The organism is Amycolatopsis dendrobii, from assembly GCF_014145675.1.
GTDB lineage: Bacteria > Actinomycetota > Actinomycetes > Mycobacteriales > Pseudonocardiaceae > Amycolatopsis > Amycolatopsis dendrobii.
Window position 1 is genome coordinate 467,635 of sequence record NZ_JACGZW010000005.1, and the last position, 13,928, is coordinate 481,562.

Here is a 13,928-nt window from a genome sequence, read left to right on the forward strand (position 1 = left end):
CCACGATGCACCTGCTCGTCAACGACCCGGACCCGCGCGCCCGCGGAGTTTCCCGCGGCGCCCAGCTGCGCGAGGGCCTGACCGATGCGCTGGAGCTGTACCTGCGCTGGTTCGACACTCTCGGCCGCACCGAACAGCAAGTCCGGACCGACGCGCTCCGGCTGCTGGACAACGTCGCCGCGTGGCGGAGCCGCTACGCCGACGAGATCGCGGGCGTCGCCGCGGGCGCCGGGATCGAACTGTGGCAGGCGGCAGCTCTCAACGGACGCACCGAGCTCATCGCCGCCGCACCGAGCACCCAGCCGGAATGCTCGACCCTCGTGCGCGTTCCCGATTCCGGCGCGCCTTACGGCATTCAGACCTGGGACTGGCACATCGAGCTCGCGGACTGCTGGCACACCCAGGAAGTACGCGGCACGCGGTACGCCTTCGCCGGGATCACCGAACACGGCATCCTCGGCAAGATCGGCGTCAACAGCGCCGGTCTCGGCCTGTTCTTCAACATCCTCGGCCACCAAGACGACTCCGCCGCGGGCATCCCGGTCCACGTGCTGGCCGCGGCCGTCCTCGGCGAAGCAGGCAGCGCCGCCGAAGCGCTCGACCTGCTGCGAACCGCCCCGATCCGCACGTCCGGAGCCTTCACGCTGCTCGACCCCGGCACGGCAGTCTGCGCCGAGCTGAGCCCGACCGGAGCAACGACCCTCGAACCCGAAGCAGGTTTCCTGGTGCACACCAACCACTTTCTCGACCCCGACGCCGCCGCTCGCGAGAAACGCGGCCTCTTCGAACCGGATTCCCAGTTGAGGCACGCCATGATGACCGCCCGGGTGCGGGACTGCCCGACGCCCGCGCACGCCGTCGACCTCGTCGCCTTCCTCCGTTCCGAACCCGGCGAACCGAAGCTCTGCTGCGTCCCGGACGCGGACGCTTCGTTCGGCGACCGGTGGGCCACGCTGGCCACGGTCCTGCTCGAACCAGCCGCCCGAACCGTGCGGATCCACGCGGGCAGCCCGAACACGTTGACCGGCTGGCGCACGTTCGTCGCGGCGGAGACGGTGGTGGCCCGATGATGCCAGTGCACTACCGCGGCGGCCGGATCTTCACCGCGAGCCCGTCCGGCTGGGCGGAATCCATGGTCGTCCGCGGCGAAACCATCGAATACGTCGGCAGCACCGCGGAGGCCGACCAGAGTGAAGCGCGGGTGGTCGAACTCGACGGAGCCTTCGTGCTGCCCGGTTTCGTCGACGCGCACACCCACCTGGTCTCGATGGGCGAAGCACTGGAGCAGGTCGACCTGTTCCCCGCCACCTCCCCCGAAGACCTCCAGCACCGGCTCGCCCACGCCGCCGCAACCGATCCGTCCGCGTCCCGGATCCTGGGCCGCAGCTGGCTTTTCGACGCACTCGGCGGCCAAGCACCGCACCGGCGGCTGATCGACGCGGTGATCCCGGACCGTCCGGTGTACCTCGCCGCGAACGACCTCCATTCCGCGTGGGTCAACAGCGCCGCGCTGCGCGAACTGGGCATCGACCGCCACACGCCCGATCCGCTCGACGGCCGCATCGGCCGCGACGCCTCCGGCGAACCGGACGGGATGCTTTACGAAACCGCTGCGCTGCAACTGATGCGGCACTTCCTCGACGACCAGACCAGCGACGCCGACCGCGACCGCGCACTGGCATCGGCGTTCAAGCACTACCTCGCGGACGGCGTCACGACCGCTGTCGACATGGCACTCGCTGAGACCGAACTCGCCGCGCTGGAACGGGCTCTCGACAACGGCCGGCTCCCCCTGCGTGTCGCCGGACACTGGCTGATCGAGCGCACCGGCAACACCGAGGACGACCTCCGCCAGGTCGAGCGCGCGGCGGAACTGAGCGCGCGGTTGTCCGGGCCGTGGCTGCGGGTGGCCGGGATCAAGGTGATGGTCGACGGAGTCATCGATACCTGCACCGCGGCGATGAAAAAGCCCTTCGCGGACGGGAGTCACCCCGGGCCGTTGTGGCCGCTGGAAGCGCTGGCCCCCGTCGTCGCGGCGGCGGACGCGGCGGGCTTGCAGGTCGCGATGCACGCCATCGGCGACGAAGCGTCGGACATCGCGCTGTCGGCGCTGGAGCACGCGATCGAGGTCAACGGCCCGCGCGACCGGCGGCATCGCCTCGAACACCTGGAGACCGTGGCCCCGGAAAACGTCAAGCGACTGGCGAAACTCGGTGCGGTCGCGTCGATGCAGCCAGTGCACGCGGACCCGGCGATCCAGGACAACTGGCGTGCGATGCTGGGCGACGACCGCGTCGAGCGCGGCTACCCGTGGCCGGAAATGACCGCCGCGGGCGCCGTCCTCGCGTTCGGCTCCGACGCTCCGACCGCGCCCCATCCCCCGTTGCCGAACATGTACATCGCGACGACCCGCCGCTCCGCGCTGAACCCCGGTCTGGAACCCAACCTGCCGAAGTACGCCCTGCCGTTGGCCGAAGCCCTCGCACACGGCACCCGCGACGCCGCGTACGCGTGCCGATGGGACGGTCTGACCGGACAGCTCGCGCCGGGTTTGGCCGCGGATTTCGTGGTGCTGGACGTCGATCCGTTCGCCGAAGCGCCGGACGCACTGCTGCGAGCCCGGGTGCGGCAGACGTTCGTGGCAGGCAAATCCGTTTGACGTGCCCGCCGGGGCTGGGCAGGGTGGTGATCATGCGGTTTTCGGTCTGCATCCCCAACTTCGGCGATTTCGCCGACCCGCGCGCGGTGGCCAAGGTCGCCTCGGCGGCGGAAGAGGCGGGCTGGGACGGCCTGTTCGTCTGGGACCACGTGGTGCTGGACAAACGTCCCGGCCGCCCTTTCGGCGATCCGTGGATCCTGCTCGCCGCCGCGGCTCTGGCCACCAGCCGGGTCCGGCTCGGCCCGATGGTCACCCCCGTCGCGCGGCGCCGCCCGCAGCAGCTCGCCCGTCTGGTGTCCACTTTGGACCAGCTCACCGGCGGCCGGGTCGTGTTCGGCGTCGGCCTGGGCGCGCCGCTGGACGCGGAGTACGCCGATTTCGGCGAATCCGCCGACCCGAAGGTGATCGCCGAGAAGCTGGACGAGGGCGTCGACCTGATCTCCCGCTTCTGGACCGGCGAACCGGTCACGTTCTCCGGCAAGCACTTCACCGCCCGCGACATCACACTGCTGCCGCCGCCGGTGCAGCGCCCGCGCCCGCCGGTCTGGGTGGCGGGCCGGTGGCCCAACCGCCGGCCGATGCGCCGCGCGGCCCGCTGGGACGGGGTGGTGCCGATCTTCGAATCCGCCGGTCCCGCGGGACTGCCGGAGATCGCCGAGGTGCGGGACCTGATCGCCTACGTCCGGAGCGAGCGGCAGACCGACGCCCCGTTCGACGTGGTGGTCGGCGGAATGAGCCCGAACGACCCGGCCCAGGCGCGAGGCGTCGTCGAACCGCTGGCCGAGGCCGGGGTGACGTGGTGGGAGGAAAGCCTGCCGTTCGGGAGTGCGGAGGAGGACAAGCTGGAGCCGGTGTTGCGCCGGGTGGAGGCCGGGCCGCCTGCGCTGTAGGCCCGGGTGCCGATGCGGGCGGCACTGCGCTCGTGCCCGGTATTCGACGCCGCGCCATTGCTCGACGGCGGAAACCGGGTTTGGCTGAGCCCCGCCGGTTCAGCGCGATCGGATGGCGAGCTGGACGAGGTGGCCGCCGCACCGCCGACTCGGTGGCCCTGCTCGGCGAGGACAGTCCCGGCGATCCCGGCTCGTCGCGCATGCGTCCGGCGTGCCGCCGCTTGCCGAGCCGCGCCCGCACGATGCCCGGCCGCCGCCGCACCATCGCCCGACCGCCCCGAAGCGGAGCGACCCGCCGAGCGGAAACCCCGCCGGCTCAGTGCGGCTGCCCCGACTCCGCCAACGCGTCGATCGCCCCCACCAGCTCGTTCAACGCGGGCACCGCCGCCGCGATCAGATGCCGCCACGCCGGATGCACCCCGTCCAGCGCCGCGGCCAGAATCGCGGCGTTGTGCCCCTGCCACCGCTCCACCGCGGCGCGCCCGGTGTCGGTGAGTTCGAGCGCGACCGTCCGCCGGTCGTCCCCGCCGCTGGTGCGGGTGACGAGGTCGCGCGAACGCAGCCCGGTCACCATCGTCGTCACCGAATTCGGCGCGAGCTTCAGCAATTGCGCGATCCGGCTCGGCCGCGCACCGGGGTTTTCGAACAGGCAAGACAGCAATTCCAGCTGCGCGACCGACAGCGTGTTGTCCGGATCGGCGGTGCGCGCGGCCCGTCGCATGGCGCGCCGGAGCCGGGCGACGACGTCGGCGAGGGCGGGTTCGGGCGCGGTCACCGGGCCCGCTCCGGGCGTGCCGCCAGCCCGGTCGCCGCGGCCAGGACGCCCGCCCCGGCCAGCACCGCGAGCGCGGCCGGTTCGCCGCCGGTGTGCAGGCACAGTGTCACCAGCGCCACGCCGAGCGCCGTCCCCAGTCCGCGCGCCATGTTCACCAGTCCTCCTCCGGTGGCCGACATCCGCGCCGGGATCGCGCTCATGACAGCCGAGTTGTTGGCCGGAATGAACACTCCCAGACCGAGCCCGGCCACCACCAGCGACACGCCCACCTCCCAAGGAGCGGACGCCGGTCCCAGCGCCGCGCATCCGGCCGCCGCGACGAGCGCGCCCAGCACGGTGCGCCCGCGGGACCCGAGCCGAGCGGGCAGCACCCGGTCGGCCAGCACCGCCGCCACCGCGAACCCGGCGGGCAGACACGTCAGCACCGCACCGGTTCCGCCCGCCGTGCCGAGGACCTGCGGCAGCAACGTCAGCGGCCCGAACAGCACGAGGTATCCGCACAGCGCCCCGGCCAGCCCCAGCGAAACCACCGGCGGCCGCAGCACCGACAACTGCAGGATCGGGCTGCTCGCCGCCTTTTCCCGCAGCACGAACCCGATCGCCGCACAGACCGTCGCCGCGGCCAGCGCGATGAGCAGCCAACCCGGCATCTCCAGCCCGGACACCCCGGAAATCACCAGCAGCAACGCCGTCGACGCGGTCGCCAGCAATCCGACACCTGCCCCGTCGAAGCGGCCCAGCGGCGTGCGCTCGCGAGTGCGCGGCAGCAGGTAGCGCCCGGCGATCAGCCCGGCCAGCCCGACCGGCGCGTTGACGAGGAACACCCACCGCCAGCCGACGGTGTCGACCAGCAGACCGCCCACCGCGGGCCCGAGCGCGAGCCCCAGCGCCTGCGCCGCCGCCTGCACCCCGAGCGCGGCGCGCGCCCGGTCCTCGCGCACGCTGCGCACCACCAGCGCGACGCTGTTGGCCTGCAACATCGCCGCCCCGATCGCCTGGACGACCCGGAACGCGACCAGCCAGCCGAGCGTCGGTGCGAGCCCGCACGCCACCGACGCGACGGTGAAGACGCCGAACCCCTGCACATAGGTGAGCTTCCGCCCGACCGCGTCGGCTACTCGCCCGACCGCGGCCAGCAACCCCACCAGCGCGAGCAGGTACGCCAGCGACACCCACTGGACGGCCGCCAGCGGAGCCCCGTACTCGTGCTGCAGTGCGGGAAAGGTGAGCGTGACGATGCTGGCGTCGAGCTGCCCCATGAACGCCCCGAAACACACCGCGCCGACCGCGAACCACCCAGCCTTCGGATGATCCCGCACGACCGCCGGCCGAGCCCGCTCCAGCCCGATCGTCACTGCCGCCTCCCGCTCGATTAGTTCTGCTACAGAACTACTGTACGGGATGTACGTACATATGGCAGCCCCGGGATGGTGGCATTTACCTGAGCGGCGGGGTGAGATAGGTCGCCCAACGAGTTAACTGGAGGTGACGGGCCATCACAGGACGAGGCGCTCGTCGTAGTCCTCGTCGCTGAAGGCTCGCGCGAGGCGCAGCAGCCGGTCCAGGAAATCCGCGAGGTCCTTCGCGATCTCGCCCGGCCCGATCGAGTCGATCGAGCCGGCGTAGACCTGGTTCGCCACGGCGCCGACAGGAAGCCGGAAGACGGTTCCGCTGGTGTACCCGACCGCGAACAGGCGTCCGCCGCCGTCCGAGGCGAAGACGGCCAACCGCTCATCGGTGGCTTCGGGCGCCCATGCGGGAATGTCGGAGCGGTGCAGGCTGTCCAAGATCCAGGCAAGGGAGTGAATGAAGTAAGCGTTGCAGAGGTGCTCGAAGCTGGCTTCCCGGATGGACGCGTACAGCTCAAGCAGCGACCGCGGCAACGGCGGATCGGCTTCCTCGGCTTTCCGCAGCGCAGCCGGATCGCCCTCGTCTGTCACCGTGTCCGGCTCAAGCTGGCGGAAACGGGCGAAGACGGCCTGAATACGGGGCAGATAGCCGTCGATCACTTGGCGCATGTCGTCGCGCCACCGCAGGTAGTCCACTCCGGACACGCTACGGTGCACCCAGGCGTGCTGCGCCTGGGTGCACCGTGCTCAACCGTGCCTCACTGCTGGTACGGAGCGGCCGCCGACTGCGCCGCCGTGATCAGCGCACCCTTGTTCTTCGGCCAGAACGTGCTGTCCACGCACGAGTACCGCGGCAGGAACCCGCCGCAACTGCCGCTCTGCCCGCCCATCTCGAACGTGAAGCTCGCGACCCCGAGCGCGCCGTAAGTGAAGTCGTCCGTCGTGCCGCTGGTCGAATAGCCCACGGTTTCGGTGTTGGTCCCCACCAGATACCCGTTCGACTCGCTGAACTTCGCGCCGAGCTTGCGCAACGCGGCGTCGTTCGGCGCGGGGTCGGAGGTGAAGCCCCACGGGACGATGATGTCGTTTCCGTAGCTGTGCAACGTGATCATCGTGCCCCGCGCGGTGTCGGGAGCCGGGTCGTTGTCGCCGCTGCCGCGTTGTTCGGGGTAGATCGAGCGGAAGAGCTTTTCCAGCGCCTGGACTTCGGGTTCCGACCCGGCCTCGGGGCCCTGGTAGGTCTCCGCGCACGGCGAGTTCGAGTCCGCACCCCAGCGGAAGGTCGAGTTGCGGTTCAGGTCGATGCCGTTGTTCGTGCCGCCGCAGGTGCCGTTGCCGGTGTCCGCGTTCTTGCGCTGCAGTTTCGGCGAATTGCCGCCGGAGGCGACGATGTCGACGCCGTCCGGGTTCGCGATCGGCACCACCCACACCTCGGTGCTGTCCAAAATGGACGTCGCGGTGGCATCGCTGCCGTACCCGTCGGCGAGGTAGTCGATCCAGCGCCAGGCCACTTCGCCGGTCGAGATCTCCCTGGCGTGGATCTGCGCCATCAGCACGAATTTCGGCTTCGGCGATTTCGTGGACAGCGTGCAGTCGCCGTCCTGTTTCTTGGTCAGGCAGATCGCGTTGATGTCGTGGCCGCCCCTGCCCTGGGTCTTGAGCCACGACTCGCCGATCGCGTACTCCGTCGCCAGATCCGGATGCGCCGCCGCGACTTTCGCGAGATGCGCTTCCTGCGCCGGAACCGTGCGGTAGCCGCCGTAGAACGTGTCGGCCGCGGCGCGCTGCGGCACTCCTTTGTAGACGGTGTCGAAAAATTCCGGCGCATAGCCGCGGTTCCGCAATTGCCCGGCGACCGCCTGGTTCCCGATCACGTAAACCACGCCTGGGCTGGTTCCCGCGACGTCGAACCCGGCGCGCGCCAAGGAAGCAGCCTCGGCGGGCGTAGCGGGTACGCGCCACGAAACCGGATCGTCCGGCGCGGCGGCGGCCGCGACGGTCGTGGTGCCGCCGAGTGCGACCAGCACTCCGACGACGCTGAGAGTGAGCCGGATCGAGAACTTGCCCGCCATCGGAGCTCCTCACGCAGCGAAGAAAAGGTCACCCCGTGCGGACGGTGACCACTCGGCAGCGCACAGTGTGCTCTTCGGGACGAATCCGGCCCACCTCCGAAAGTCGGGTGTCAGCAGGTGACCGAAACCTTCGCGCCGCGCTCGAACGAAACGTGGACGTGGTCGTAATGGTTCGCGGTTTCGCCGCCGCGGTCCTCCATCGCCGACCAGCCGCTGCCGTCGTTGTAGCGCTGCTGCCAGATCACGTACTTCGCGCCGAGTTCGTCCTGATGCTCGAGAACATATGCGGCCAAAGCGTTTCCGGTCTTCGGATCGACCATGAAGTCGAGCGCGAGACCGGCCGGATGGTCGCTCGCGCCGGACCGTCCGGCCCGGCCGCCGACCGAATCCACCGAAAACTTCTCCTTGAGGAAATTGCCCGCCTGGGCCACCGCGGGCTGCGTGCCGGCCAAAGTGGACGAACACGCTTTCGCCGCCGGGGTCGCCGAAGCGCTCGCAGTCTTCTTGCTCGTCGGCGAAGACGAGGACGTCGTCGTCGGGGCAGCGCTGGAAGACGTCGCGGGCGGGGTCGAGGCGGCGGACGGAACGCTGCTCGACGGCCGCGGCGCACTGAACGCGTGCATCTCCGCCGCAGCGGCCGGGAACCGCTCCGGCTCGACCGAGCTCGCAGCCAGCCACACCGGCACCGCCAGCGCGCCGACGGCCAGCGCGCCCGCCGCGGTCGGCAACCGCCACGACTTCGATCCGTCCCGATGTCTACCGGACACCTCGCACCACCATCTCCTCGTTCGGGTCGCCAAGCCGCCACGACATTACGAATAGGACACGGCAATGTCACCGACAAGTGACAGCGAGCACAGCACGAACGAGATCACCGCAGGTCAGCGCGCGATTACCAGGAGAACGCCGGGCCTGTTCAGGACAGCGGAATTTCCGCCGAATCGGTGAGCCGCAGCTTGCGCCGGGCGCGCTGGTAGAACGTCGTCATGCCGAGCCGGACCACGCGGGCCGCGTTCGGCCGGGCGTGCAGGTCGATCGTTTCGCCGGGCCCGACGTACCCCGCCACCTGGCCGTCGACCTCCACCGCGAGCCGCCCGCTCGATGGCAGCACCTCCAGCGTCACGGTGTCGTGCACCGACAGCACGACTCCGCGGCTGTACGCCGAATGCGGCGCGGCGGGCGTGACCAGCAGCGCTTCCACCGCCGGGCTCGTGATCGGCCCGCCGGCGGAGAAGCTGTACGCGGTGGAGCCGGTCGGCGTCGCGACCACGACCGCGTCGGCGGCGTAACTCACGAACTGCTCGCCGTTCACCAGCACCGCTACCACCGCGCTCCCGTCGCCGGGCACGCGCACCACCGCGACGTCGTTGAACGCGGTCTCGATCCGTCCGCCGAACCGCGCGTCCACCGCCAGCCGCGGCTCGACGGTGAACTCCTCGCGGTCGATCGCGGACAGCGCGAGCGGCAGGTCCGGCACGTCGACCTCGGCGAGGAAGCCGAGCTTCCCGAGGTTGACGCCGAGCACCGGCGCGTGCTGCCCGTCGGCGAGCCGCATCGCGCGCAGCATGGTGCCGTCGCCGCCGAGACTGACCACCAGATCCGAGCGTTTGCCCAGTTCAGCGGGCTGGACGGCGGTCGCCGAACAGTCCACCCTGGCGATCTCGTCCGCGATGCCGAGGATCTCGATCCCGCGTCCGGCCGCCCAGCCCAGCACCGCGTCGACCGCGGCTTTCGAATCGCGGCGCGGGTGCAGGACGAGTCCAGCGGAATGCATACGGGGTCTCCTCGGTCGGCCTGTCCCCAGTCTGCCGCGCCCGGGCCGGTTAGGCTCGGCGCTCGTGATCGAAAACTGGGCTGGCAATCTCACTTACCGCGCACGCGAGGTCGTCGCCCCGCGCACCCTGGCCGAAGCGCAAGAGCTCGTCGCCGGCGCGACCCGGATCAAGGCCCTCGGCAGCCGGCACAGCTTCACCACAGTCGCCGACAGCCCGGACGGCCTCCAACTCGACCTTTCCGCCGTCGACATCGCGCCCGAGATCAACGTCGCGACGCTCACCATCGGCGGCGCGACCCGCTACGGCGACGTGGTCGCGCAAGTGCACGAGGCCGGGTACGCGCTGGCCAACCTGGCGTCGCTCCCCCACATCACCGTCGCCGGCAGCGTCGCGACCGGCACCCACGGCTCCGGACAACGCCTGCCCGGCCTCGCCTCGGCAGTGTCCGCAGTCGAACTCCTCACCGCCGACGGCTCGCTCCGCACCTTCTCGCGCACCGACGCCGAGTTCCGCGGAGCAGTGGTGAACGTCGGCGCGCTCGGCGTCCTCACCCGGCTCACTCTCGACTTGGAGCCGGCATTCTCGGTCCGCCAAGACGTTTTCGACGCTCTCCCGTGGTCCGCCGCCCTGGAGCACTTCGACGAAATCCAAGCCGCGGGCTACAGCGTCAGCCTGTTCACGAACTGGGCGCGCGACGTCGTCGATCAGGTCCTGCTCAAGAACCGCGTCCCGGCGGAGATCCCCGGCTCGCTGTTCGGCGCGCTCCCCGCCGACGGCCCGCGCCACCCCGCCCACGCAGCGGGTATTTCGGCGGAAAACACCACCGTGCAAGGCGGAGTACCCGGACCGTGGTACGACCGGCTGCCGCATTTCCGGCTGGAATTCGCACCGAGCGTCGGTGCGGAATTGCAGAGCGAGTACTTCGTGCCGCGTGCGCACGCGGCCGCGGCGTTCGAGGCGTTGCGCGGCCTCGGCGACCGGATCGCGCCGCTGCTGGTGGTATCGGAAATTCGCACCGTCGCCGGTGATGGGCATTGGCTGAGCCCGGCGTACGACGGCGACCGGGTGGCGGTGCATTTCACCTGGCAACAGCGTCAGCCGGAGGTGGAAGCGGTGCTGCCGCTGATCGAGGAGAAGCTGGCTCCCTTCGGCGTTCGCGCCCATTGGGGAAAGCTGTTCCACGGCGCGGCGTTGGATCTCGATCACCGAGGGATGCGGCAGTTCCGGGAGCTGGCGGCCGGACTGGACCCGGCCGGGAAGTTCCGGAACCCGTTCCTGGACCGGCACCTGCTTCGTTAGTCCATAGAGGACAGTCAGTAACAAAGCCGGTACAAAACCTTCTTCCGCACCACCGCGCTCACCATGTGGGAGTCCCAAGAGGACACTCGACAGCCGGGAACCCAGCGGGTCACAGTGGCGATCGCCCTCTCCGCGATCCCCAGGAGCCACTGTGAGTTCTCCTCCGACGCTGCGTGCCGTGCCGGTGCCGTCCGCAGGTCCCGAGCCGCCCGGCGAAGCACGGTTGCGCGAGCTGGCCGCGAAGAAAGTCGCGCCGTTGCGCCGTCCCGGCCGCTGGGCGGCTGCTGCGGTCGTCCTAGTGCTGCTGGCCCAATTGGCACACGCGCTGATCACCAATCCGGTCTTCCAATGGGATGTTTTCGCCTATTGGTTCTTCCGGCCGGTGATCCTCGACGGGCTGCTGCTCACCCTCGAACTCACCGGTCTCGCCGCGGTGTTCGGACTCGTCGGCGGCATCGTGCTCGCGCTGCTGCGGCTGTCGAAAAACCCGCTGCTCCAAGCGGTTTCCTGGGCGTACGTGTGGATCTTCCGCTCGATTCCGCTGATCGTCCTGTTGCTGTTCCTGGCCAACGTGACCGCGCTGTACAGCACGCTCAGCCTCGGCATTCCGTTCGGCCCGTCGTTTCTCAGCTTCAGCGCCACCGACGTGCTGAGCTTCTTCGTCGTCGCGGTGCTCGGCCTGAGCCTGAACGAAGCCGCGTACGCCGCGGAAATCGTGCGCGCCGGGGTGCTGTCGGTGGACCAAGGACAGCTCGAAGCGGCGGCCGCGCTGGGGCTTCCGCGCTCCCGGCAATACCGGCGGATCATCCTGCCGCAGGCCACCCGCGCGATCGTGCCCGCCTACGCGAACCAGCTGATCGGCCTGCTCAAGGGCACTTCGGTCGTCTACATCACCTCGCTGCTGGAACTGTTCGGCGTGGTCGAAACCCAGGCCAGCACCAACAGCGGGCAGATCATTCCGCTGCTGCTCGTCGGCACGGTCTGGTACATCATCCTCACCAGCGTCCTGTCGGTGATCCAGTACTACGTCGAACGCTTCTTCTCCCGCGGCGCACTGCGCACCGTTCCGCCGACGCCGTTCCAGCGGTTCCGCGCCCGGCTGCGCACGCTGGGGGTCGCCCGATGAGCGCTGAAGTCCGCGTTCGCAGCGCAGTCAAGTCATACGACGGAATCCGCGTCCTCGACGGCATCGACCTCACCGCGCCTAGCGGGCAGGTGACCGTGGTGCTGGGGCCGTCCGGTTCCGGCAAATCGACTTTGTTACGCACCGTCAACCATCTGGAACGCCTTGACAGCGGCTACGTCAGCATCGACGGCGAACTCGTCGGCGTGCGCGTGCACGGCGACCGTTTCAAGGAACTGAGCGAGCGCGCCATCCTGCGGCAGCGGTCCCGGATCGGTTTCGTATTCCAGAATTTCAACCTCTTCTCGCATCTCACGATCCTCGACAACGTCGTGGAAGCCCCGGTCGTCACGCAACGGCTAGCGCGTGCCGAGGCGGAAACGCGGGCGAAGGAATTGCTCGCCCGCGTCGGTCTCGAAGACAAGGCTCGCGCGTACCCGCGGCAACTGTCCGGAGGTCAGCAGCAGCGGGTCGCCATCGCCCGTGCGCTCGCACTCGAACCGCGGCTGATCCTGCTCGACGAGCCGACCTCCGCGCTCGACCCGGAGCTGGTCGGCGAAGTGCTGGCGGTGATCCGGGAACTGGCACGCTCCGGCACGACGATGATCGTGGTGACGCACGAGATCGGCTTCGCCCGCGAGATCGCCGACCATGTCGTGTTCCTCGACGAAGGCCGCGTCATCGAAGAAGGACCGCCGTCCGCCGTCCTCGACCGCCCCCGCCACGACCGCACCCGAGCCTTCCTCGGCAAGGTCACCCGCCTCGAAACCCCGGAGAACGCATGAAAACCCGCACAATCCTGCCCCTGCTCGCCGCGGTCGCACTCCTCGCCGGCGCATGCGGCGGCAACACCCAGGCGTCGACCGCTGTGAACGGCTCACAGACCATTTCCGTCGCCGCGAACACCGCGGACGCGCACCCGGTTTCGCTGACCGTGCCGGTCGTCGCCGAGATCCGCGCGCAACTGCCGAAGAAGTTCCTCGACCGAGGCAAACTGACGATCGGCGTCGGCGCGCTGCCGTCGGGATTCCCGCCGCTCGCCTACGTCGGCACCGACCAGCGCACCCTCACCGGAGCCGAACCCGACCTCGGCCGTCTCGTCGCCGCGGTGCTGGGCCTCGAACCGGACGTGCAGAACGCTTCCTGGCAGAACCTGTTCGTCCGTCTGCAAAGCGGCCAGTTCGACGCCGGATTCTCGAACATCACGGTGACCGAGCAGCGCAAGCAGCAGGGCTTCGACTTCGCCGCCTACCGCGAGGACAACCTCGGCTTCGAGACGAGCCGCGCGAGCACGTGGAACTTCGCCGGGGATTACCAGGTGCTGGCGGGCAAAACGGTCGCCGTCGACAGCGGGACCAACCAGGAGAAAATCCTCCGCGAATGGCAGCGGAAGCTGACCGCCGAGGGCAAGAAACTCGACGTGCGCAATTTCGCCGACAAGAACAGCACCTATCTGGCGCTGGCGTCCGGCCGGATCGACGCGTACTTCTCACCGAACCCGAGCATCGCGTACCACGTTGCACAGACGGCGAAAACCCCGAACCCGACCCGCAGCGCGGGCACGTACTCCGGAGCTGGGGCCAAGTTGCAGGGGCTGATCGCGGCTACGACCAAGAAGGACAACGGCCTGGTGAAGCCGGTCGCCGCGGCGATCGACTATCTGATTCAGCACGGGCAGTATGCGAAATGGCTTGCCGCGTACGGGTTGGCGAATGAAGCGGTGAAGAAGGCGGAGGTCAACCCGCCGGGCCTTCCGTTGAGCGATTCCTGACCGCCCGGCAGGCCCCCGGCCCGCCGGGGACCTGCCCGAGCGGGCAGATGCCCGGACAACGGCTCGCCCTCGGCGTCGATTGCCCGGAACCGACGCAGCTGGTGTCGTGCTGCGAGCACCAGGCCCAGGGCGGCGGGGTGCCGATCGCCGCAGCGTCCGGCGGCGAACCGCGCAGCGGTTTCCGGCAGGTCTCCGATCGTCATCCGCCCTAGCAA

General features: G+C 69.8%; 15 protein-coding genes. 9 read left to right on the forward strand and 6 right to left on the reverse strand.

What is annotated here, in order from left to right:
- Window positions 1–5: 5 nt before the first annotated feature.
- Genes H4281_RS17175 through H4281_RS17185 form a run of 3 tightly spaced genes read left to right on the forward strand, consistent with a single transcriptional unit; the run spans window position 6 to window position 3,549 of the window.
- A complete protein-coding gene (locus tag H4281_RS17175) occupies window positions 6–1,070 on the forward strand; it encodes a C45 family autoproteolytic acyltransferase/hydrolase (RefSeq protein WP_182891923.1) in 1,065 nt (354 codons plus the stop codon).
- The gene (locus H4281_RS17180; protein ID WP_182891924.1) at window positions 1,067–2,659 is read left to right on the forward strand and encodes an amidohydrolase; all 1,593 of its coding nucleotides are present in this window, start codon (window positions 1,067–1,069) and stop codon (window positions 2,657–2,659) included. The genes H4281_RS17175 and H4281_RS17180 overlap by 4 nt, the downstream gene beginning before the upstream one ends.
- 32 nt (window positions 2,660–2,691) lie before the next feature.
- Entirely contained in the window at window positions 2,692–3,549 is an 858-nt protein-coding gene (locus tag H4281_RS17185) for an LLM class flavin-dependent oxidoreductase (protein WP_182891925.1), read from the forward strand.
- 316 nt (window positions 3,550–3,865) lie between these two features.
- On the opposite strand, the gene H4281_RS17190 is transcribed toward H4281_RS17185, so the two are convergent.
- From H4281_RS17190 to H4281_RS46580, 5 genes are all read right to left on the reverse strand, one after another.
- Window positions 3,866–4,324, reverse strand: coding sequence for a MarR family winged helix-turn-helix transcriptional regulator (locus H4281_RS17190; RefSeq protein WP_182891926.1), 459 nt, complete (start codon window positions 4,322–4,324; stop codon window positions 3,866–3,868).
- Entirely contained in the window at window positions 4,321–5,679 is a 1,359-nt protein-coding gene (locus tag H4281_RS17195; RefSeq protein WP_182891927.1) for an MFS transporter, read from the reverse strand. The genes H4281_RS17190 and H4281_RS17195 overlap by 4 nt, the downstream gene beginning before the upstream one ends.
- A 141-nt stretch (window positions 5,680–5,820) precedes the next feature.
- Entirely contained in the window at window positions 5,821–6,369 is a 549-nt protein-coding gene (locus H4281_RS17200; protein ID WP_182891928.1) for an SMI1/KNR4 family protein, read from the reverse strand.
- A 62-nt stretch (window positions 6,370–6,431) separates the two neighbouring features.
- Window positions 6,432–7,745, reverse strand: coding sequence for a M14 family zinc carboxypeptidase (locus H4281_RS17205; protein WP_182891929.1), 1,314 nt, complete (start codon window positions 7,743–7,745; stop codon window positions 6,432–6,434).
- A 110-nt stretch (window positions 7,746–7,855) separates the two neighbouring features.
- Complete coding sequence (locus H4281_RS46580) at window positions 7,856–8,197, reverse strand: VldE C-terminal domain-containing protein (protein WP_312872133.1); 342 nt, start codon at window positions 8,195–8,197, stop codon at window positions 7,856–7,858.
- Here H4281_RS46580 and H4281_RS46585 point away from each other — a divergent pair.
- Window positions 8,187–8,567 carry a hypothetical protein gene (locus H4281_RS46585; RefSeq protein WP_312872134.1) on the forward strand — a complete coding sequence of 127 codons (381 nt, stop codon included), beginning with the start codon at window positions 8,187–8,189 and terminating at the stop codon, window positions 8,565–8,567. The genes H4281_RS46580 and H4281_RS46585 overlap by 11 nt on opposite strands.
- A 94-nt stretch (window positions 8,568–8,661) precedes the next feature.
- On the opposite strand, the gene H4281_RS17215 is transcribed toward H4281_RS46585, so the two are convergent.
- Window positions 8,662–9,519 (reverse strand): NAD(+)/NADH kinase, encoded by an 858-nt coding sequence (locus H4281_RS17215; protein ID WP_182891931.1) that lies wholly within the window; start codon window positions 9,517–9,519, stop codon window positions 8,662–8,664.
- A gap of 64 nt (window positions 9,520–9,583) precedes the next feature.
- Here H4281_RS17215 and H4281_RS17220 point away from each other — a divergent pair, with 64 nt between their 5' ends.
- The 5 genes from H4281_RS17220 to H4281_RS17240 all read left to right on the forward strand — a co-directional run bounded on the left by H4281_RS17220 (window position 9,584) and on the right by H4281_RS17240 (window position 13,925).
- Window positions 9,584–10,819, forward strand: coding sequence for an FAD-binding protein (locus H4281_RS17220; RefSeq protein WP_182891932.1), 1,236 nt, complete (start codon window positions 9,584–9,586; stop codon window positions 10,817–10,819).
- Between the two features lie 151 nt (window positions 10,820–10,970).
- Complete coding sequence (locus H4281_RS17225) at window positions 10,971–11,945, forward strand: amino acid ABC transporter permease (protein ID WP_182891933.1); 975 nt, start codon at window positions 10,971–10,973, stop codon at window positions 11,943–11,945.
- Complete coding sequence (locus H4281_RS17230; protein ID WP_182891934.1) at window positions 11,942–12,727, forward strand: amino acid ABC transporter ATP-binding protein; 786 nt, start codon at window positions 11,942–11,944, stop codon at window positions 12,725–12,727. The genes H4281_RS17225 and H4281_RS17230 overlap by 4 nt, the downstream gene beginning before the upstream one ends.
- The gene (locus H4281_RS17235) at window positions 12,724–13,713 is read left to right on the forward strand and encodes a transporter substrate-binding domain-containing protein (protein ID WP_182891935.1); all 990 of its coding nucleotides are present in this window, start codon (window positions 12,724–12,726) and stop codon (window positions 13,711–13,713) included. The genes H4281_RS17230 and H4281_RS17235 overlap by 4 nt, the downstream gene beginning before the upstream one ends.
- A gap of 47 nt (window positions 13,714–13,760) precedes the next feature.
- Window positions 13,761–13,925, forward strand: coding sequence for a hypothetical protein (locus H4281_RS17240; protein ID WP_182891936.1), 165 nt, complete (start codon window positions 13,761–13,763; stop codon window positions 13,923–13,925).
- The last annotated feature ends 3 nt before the right edge of the window (window positions 13,926–13,928 follow it).

Coding starts and splice junctions, on each gene's coding strand:
- H4281_RS17175 (WP_182891923.1), top strand. CDS start 6: ATGCACCTGCTCGTCAACGACCCGGACCCGCGCGCCCGCGGAGTTTCC.
- H4281_RS17180 (WP_182891924.1), top strand. CDS start 1,067: ATGATGCCAGTGCACTACCGCGGCGGCCGGATCTTCACCGCGAGCCCG.
- H4281_RS17185 (WP_182891925.1), top strand. CDS start 2,692: ATGCGGTTTTCGGTCTGCATCCCCAACTTCGGCGATTTCGCCGACCCG.
- H4281_RS17205 (WP_182891929.1), bottom strand. CDS start 7,745: ATGGCGGGCAAGTTCTCGATCCGGCTCACTCTCAGCGTCGTCGGAGTG.
- H4281_RS17215 (WP_182891931.1), bottom strand. CDS start 9,519: ATGCATTCCGCTGGACTCGTCCTGCACCCGCGCCGCGATTCGAAAGCC.
- H4281_RS17230 (WP_182891934.1), top strand. CDS start 11,942: ATGAGCGCTGAAGTCCGCGTTCGCAGCGCAGTCAAGTCATACGACGGA.
- H4281_RS17235 (WP_182891935.1), top strand. CDS start 12,724: ATGAAAACCCGCACAATCCTGCCCCTGCTCGCCGCGGTCGCACTCCTC.
- H4281_RS17240 (WP_182891936.1), top strand. CDS start 13,761: ATGCCCGGACAACGGCTCGCCCTCGGCGTCGATTGCCCGGAACCGACG.